4 protein-coding genes are annotated in these 4,386 nt (G+C 32.3%); 3 read left to right on the forward strand and 1 reads right to left on the reverse strand.

Annotated features, from left to right (window positions below; all coding sequences use genetic code 11):
- Positions 1-109: IS3 family transposase (locus tag H7708_RS13320; RefSeq protein WP_223669690.1), on the forward strand; the 109-nt coding region annotated here is incomplete at its 5' end.
- Here H7708_RS13320 and H7708_RS13325 read toward each other — a convergent pair.
- Positions 87-332 (reverse strand): hypothetical protein, encoded by a 246-nt coding sequence (locus H7708_RS13325; protein ID WP_223671347.1) that lies wholly within the window; start codon positions 330-332, stop codon positions 87-89. The two genes, H7708_RS13320 and H7708_RS13325, sit on opposite strands and share 23 nt — an antisense overlap.
- Before the next feature lie 562 nt (positions 333-894).
- On the opposite strand from H7708_RS13325, the gene gapS6a reads away from it, so the two are divergent.
- The gene (gapS6a, locus tag H7708_RS13330) at positions 895-1,209 is read left to right on the forward strand and encodes a GapS6a family protein (protein ID WP_223671348.1); all 315 of its coding nucleotides are present in this window, start codon (positions 895-897) and stop codon (positions 1,207-1,209) included.
- Between the two features lie 29 nt (positions 1,210-1,238).
- A complete protein-coding gene (locus tag H7708_RS13335) occupies positions 1,239-4,370 on the forward strand; it encodes a PIN domain-containing protein (RefSeq protein WP_223671349.1) in 3,132 nt (1,043 codons plus the stop codon).
- Positions 4,371-4,386 lie beyond the last annotated feature (16 nt).

Raw genomic sequence — 4,386 nt, forward strand, 5'->3', positions numbered from 1 at the left:
CGACTACATCGAAATGTTTTACAATGCCAAGCGACGACATGGTAACAATGATGATGTGTCACCAGTCGAGTTTGAAAAGAACTATTTTATGAAGCTAAAAGGTATCTAGAAAACTTGGGGCGATTCATATAATTTTCACGGGTGTGAGTAACAGCTTCGCATGATTTATAGTTTTTCATACTATCCAAACCTTCTAGTACTAGTTCCACATAGCAAGATTCAGCATAGCCTTTATAGGCTTCTAAAGCTTCAATGGTAGCATCAGCTGAAGCCTGGCTAGTACTTTGTGGCGTATATAATAAAAAGGCAATGATAAAAAATAAGCATTTCATAATTAATTCCTAGAGATCAACTAATAAGGCTATATACCAACAATATAGATTCCAATTTAGAAACTAACTTAGTGTCGAGTATACAGGTTACATACATTATTTGTACTCAAATACAAAATTTAACAGGTTATAGGTGAAAACTTCAGATTATTCTTAACTTAAAGGTGGAGGAAGCTGGAGCTACACTTTGGGAAGTAAATAGTGTTAGCTTTAGAAAGGGAGCCTATAGGGTTAAGACTCTATATAGATTAAGAAAAGGAGAGCAATTGAATTGGTTGAAAAATGAGAGTTTTATAAAGAAGAAAATGATAAAGATACGAGGAAGTAGTTTAAGTTGCATGGTTGCTTGGGTATAAAGTGCAACAATGCAACCTTGCATTAATTACTTTGTTGTAAAGAAATGAAGCTTGATATAAATTGACCTGGGTAATAATAAGTGTTTACTAGCATGATTAATTAGATGATATTCAAGATTTGATAGCAAATAGTAAATCGGAAGAGAATGTCGGTAATAGAATAGTCACTGAGTTAGTTACCTTTATAAATAGCAGAGGCAAATAAAATGATAGAGTATCTTACGTCCACAATATTATCAGGTATGACTTATGATTTTTTGAAAGATGGGGCTAAGTCTGTAAGTAGTAAGCTAAAAGAAGCATTGAAAGAATGGGCTTTTGATGAGGATGAGAGAAAAAGAATAGCTGAAGAAGTAGCATCTCTAAATTTATCAAGTGAAATGAGCTTTTCAGATGTGAAATCGGCAATAAATGGTAATAGGAAAATAAATACGCTATTAGAGCAGTCAAGAAATAAAATTATACAAACCCATAATGGAGAAGGTAATAATATCGGAATGATTATAAATAATAAAAACTAGAATATCAGGAGTTAGAGTAAGTATATTTTATGAATAATAATATTGATAAAAAAGAAGTTTCAGGTGGTTCGATAAGTATCAAGCAAACCCATAATGGTGATGGTTATAATATTGGACAGTTAAATATAAATCAAACAGTGGAACTTGCTCCGTCAGCTTTAAAAAAATCTGTTCAAGAAGTACTGAACTCTGCAAAAAATGGGGATGTTGAAGCTTCATTAAATTCTATTGCCACATTGCAGAGATTACCTAACGATTATGATTCGGAGGTTTACTTAAAGGCGTTAAAAGTAAGGTTGCAGATAGTAGATGGTAAAGTACCTAATGATGCTTATGGTGAGCTCTCTAGCGCTTTGGTCAGTGGGGAGATTAAGGATGAAAAAGTTATCGACCTGTGTTCTTCAGTTTTAATAAGAATTGATATTGTAAGAGAGGATATAGAGAGTGCGATTAAAAGATTTAGAAGTTCTCAGTATCCAGGATTGGAAACTTGTTGCGCATACTATCATTTAGCATCTACATCTGAAGAATTAAAAGATTACTACAATGAGGTTCAGGCTGTTGCAGATATTAATATATTAGAGTCAGTATTTTTAGGCTCAATTCGTGTTGACGATCTAGAGTTCGCTAAGGTTGTTTTAGAACGATATAGAAAACATGATGAGAGTGAATACTTTGTTAAACTTAAATTATTGCTAGACCATCAAATTTTATTCAAAGAGGCCTCGCATATTTCATCGTGGCTCATGTCATTTGAGCATAAGAAAAAACTAGAAGAAAACAAAAAGACCTTGCTAAATTTGCTAGATGGCAAAAAAAAGCCGGGAGGTATATTGCTACATATAACTATCGGAATATGTCTTAGCGAATCCTTTTCAGAAAAATCTTTGTTAGAAGTATGTTTACAGTATATTGAGGTTGTAAAAAAGTACTCAGATGAGGCATATGAAGCTTTAAAGTCTCATAAAGGGGAGTCGTCAGGCAGGTATGCTCTTATAAAGGATCTAGGGGAGAATCCAAAGTTACAAAAAAAAGCGCTTGCTTCTATAAAGCCGGGTAGTAGGGTGTCTGAACATGAAATGATAGTTCTGTTACAGTTTGCTTCAGAAATTGATGCTAAACTACATCTAGAATCAGGTACGCAAATTAATTCCTCTGATAATGCAGTCGCAGAGTTTTATAATCTGATTTTGTTATCAAAGATTGTTTCTCTGGAAAATAATCAGTATAGAGTTGAGCTAATTAATAGAGTAGATAAGTTTGTTGAGTTGGCAGGAAATAATATTACTCAATTTAATCTATCTTGGGTAATGGATATTTCAGAGTTATGTCTTAGAAATAATTTGGCAATAGCTGCTTTTAAAATTCTTAACCCTTTCATCTTGGGAAAAAGCCTTTGGTTATCACCAATAGTGCGACAGTTCTTACAATGCGCTTACTACAGTGATCAATATGAAACCTTATCCAATACTTTAAGTCGTTTGCATATAAGTGAGTGGGATTCTCTTGTTTGGTCTATAGATTTTGCCTTAAAGAGAAAAAGTGGCTCAGACAAAGAAGCTATATCCTCTATTCTTAATGCTATAGAGTGTGATGATTCGCAACCATCTAACTGGTTTAATTATATTCACTTAATTAAAGAACTGAGAGGTGATAATGAAGTAAGGGACATAATAAAACAAATACCTCAGCAGGCACTGGAAAACTCTTTGAGCTTCGATATAAAACTACTAGTTTTGCTTAATAATTTAGGCTACTACAAGATTACTGAGGATGTGGCTTGCAAATTATTCAAAAAAAATCCTAATAAATACGCCAGAAATATAACAGATGTTCACTTCTATTCTTTACCCTATAATCACAATTCAGAAGCAGAGAATAATGGTGATAGTGCTTATAGATTTTTATTAGATGGGAAAGAAAAGAATAAAATTATTTCAGATGATATAACCGCTGAATCAAAAAGGTTTTATATAACAAAATCATCTAATCTTGGTAAGATTTTAAGTAGGTTGAATTATGATGATGAAGAATATCTTAATGGTCAAAAGGTTATATTAATTGAAAAAGTTCCTGTGTATGTCCAAATCCTAAGATATTCTATTTATATAAGAGTCGAGTTAAATGATGGTAGTGATACTTTTTTTATATTTGAGTCACCTGGTAATCAAGACGAGCTTATTTCTCACCTAAAAGATAAGATTCACTATTTTGAAAGTAATAGGAAAAGTATCAAATTACTTCCTGATCAAATTCCACTTTATTTGAAAGGACGTTTTCTAAATAAATCAAATCCAGTTCTTGGTTGTCTGGATTCTATGCTTGATAAACTAGAAGTAAATTACAAGTTCCATAATTTCGGAGATGAGGATTCAAAGCAGATTGTATTAGATATTTATAGTGTCTTCTATATGGCTATTTCTGGCTTGATAGAAGGAATAGATTTTGAAAACACTAAATTCTATATTACTAAAGAAACTAATACGTTTATTGAGTATTGGATTAATGATATTGATGATAGAGATCACTTGTCTCTCAATACAACAACTGATGGGGATTTGATTAAAATTGATTATGAAGTTAGGCAGTTACAATGGTTAAGTGTTAAAAATTATATGCTTCTTTTAATGAAGCATATAAATATTATTCATCCCAAGAAAAAAGATATTCCAAATGAAATTCTTTCAATAAAAGATATTGTTGACGAGTCTGTATATTCTACAATAGTTGTAGCTTCAACAAATGATCTTCATTGGCTTGCAATTGATAGTACTTTTAGTCAGCTGTCTCAGCATATCAATGTGAAAGTTATTAATGCATATAGATACTTTATAAATTTAAATCTTAACGTTGACTTTTCTACTTTAAAAAATGGGATTTACTACCATGCATATACATGTTTTCCATATGCATTAACCCCTTCTAACTTAGTTAGTCTTCTCCTTTCCAAGGATAAGTATGACCTAAATACATTAGCAAGTATCTTTAGACGTTTTCCGAAGATTCTACTAAGTTATAATAAACCGCTTAAGACGATAGCGGATATGATGTGTAGTGGCAGACTAAACCCGAACACTCTTTTAAGTGGTAGTATTACCCTTAACAAAGAGGTGTTCAATGGTAAGAAGAAGACAACGTCGGTCATTCAGTCCGGAGTTTAAACGAGATGCTGCGAGT

The sequence above is a fragment of the Kangiella shandongensis genome, assembly GCF_020005365.1.
Classification (GTDB): domain Bacteria; phylum Pseudomonadota; class Gammaproteobacteria; order Enterobacterales; family Kangiellaceae; genus Kangiella; species Kangiella shandongensis.

Excerpts from the sequence above, each read along its gene's own strand:
- H7708_RS13325 (WP_223671347.1), bottom strand. The coding sequence starts at position 332 with ATGAAATGCTTATTTTTTATCATTGCCTTTTTATTATATACGCCACAA.
- H7708_RS13335 (WP_223671349.1), top strand. The coding sequence starts at position 1,239 with ATGAATAATAATATTGATAAAAAAGAAGTTTCAGGTGGTTCGATAAGT.
- gapS6a (WP_223671348.1), top strand. The coding sequence starts at position 895 with ATGATAGAGTATCTTACGTCCACAATATTATCAGGTATGACTTATGAT.